The following is a 1,028-nucleotide window of genomic DNA, read 5'->3' on the forward strand; positions in this document are numbered from 1 at the left end:
CTTTCTAGTGTGGGTGTGCGTCCCCCCGCCGCTGGGGGCCAGGAGACGGGGCTCCGCGACCGGGGTCAGTGCACGGTGCCCGCGTACCGGCGGGTGAACCGGGTGCCGGTGGCGGCGGTCACGGTCACGTCGTAACGGCCGTTGTCCAGCGGCCAGTTCACGCCCACCACCCGGTTCGCCCCGACCCAGACGGTCTGCGTCTGGCCGCCGAAGTCGTTCGGGGTGACGGTGAACGAGACCTCCGTCGGGCCGTCGTTGTGCAGCTGCAGCAGCACCTTCTTGGGGCTGACCGTGGCTGCGACCGAGGGGACCGCGATGTCGGTCTGCTCCGCGCGCACCACGGTGCCGGCGAAGCGGCGGACGAAGCCGTCGGGGCCGTGGACGGTGAAGTCGTAGCGTCCGTCCGTCGCCGAGGCGTCCCAGGTGTACGTCTTCGAGCCGCCCGCCGCCACCGTGTACGGCGTACCGGCGAACGGGAACACGATGTTCGGGTAGACGGTGAACGGGAAGCCGGCCGTGCCGGTGTTGGTCAGCGTGCAGGTGACGGCGCCCGTCGCCCGGTCCACGGTCACCTCGGCGCCGGGGGCGTAGGGGAGTTTGCGGTGGGGGCGGTCGCCGGTCTCCTGGGGTGGGAGTGACTGGGTGCCGGTGGCGGGGAGTTTGACGGCGGGCAGGCCGGCGTTGGCGTCGGCCTTGGCCATCAGGGCTGCCGTGTCGGGGAGGGTGGGGATGGTGTAGTCGGGCTTGGTGAAGTCGAAGCAGCTGGTGAGGTCGCCGCAGACGGTGCGTCGCCAGGCGGAGATGTTGGGTTCCTGGACGCCGGTGACGACTTCGAGGAAGCGCAGGACGGAGGTGTGGTCGAAGACCTGGGAGTTGACCCAGCCGCCGCGGGACCAGGGGGAGGCGACCCAGAGGGGGACGCGGTTGCCGAGTCCGATGGCGCGGCCCTGGGTGAACTCTTCGGGGGTGCCGGTCTCGGGGGTGGGCGGGACCATGTGGTCGAAGTAGCCGTCGTTCTCGTCGTACAT

The 1,028-nt window shown here is 70.9% G+C and carries 1 protein-coding gene; it reads right to left on the reverse strand.

Translation table 11 applies throughout. The annotated features are described in order from the left end of the window. Nucleotides 1–65 precede the first annotated feature (65 nt). Nucleotides 66–1,028, reverse strand: a 963-nt coding sequence (locus AC2TEW_RS38810) for a phospholipase domain-containing protein (protein WP_484627840.1), incomplete at its 5' end; no start/stop codon positions are given.

Source organism: Kitasatospora sp. NEAU-CNBT7, assembly GCF_057220535.1.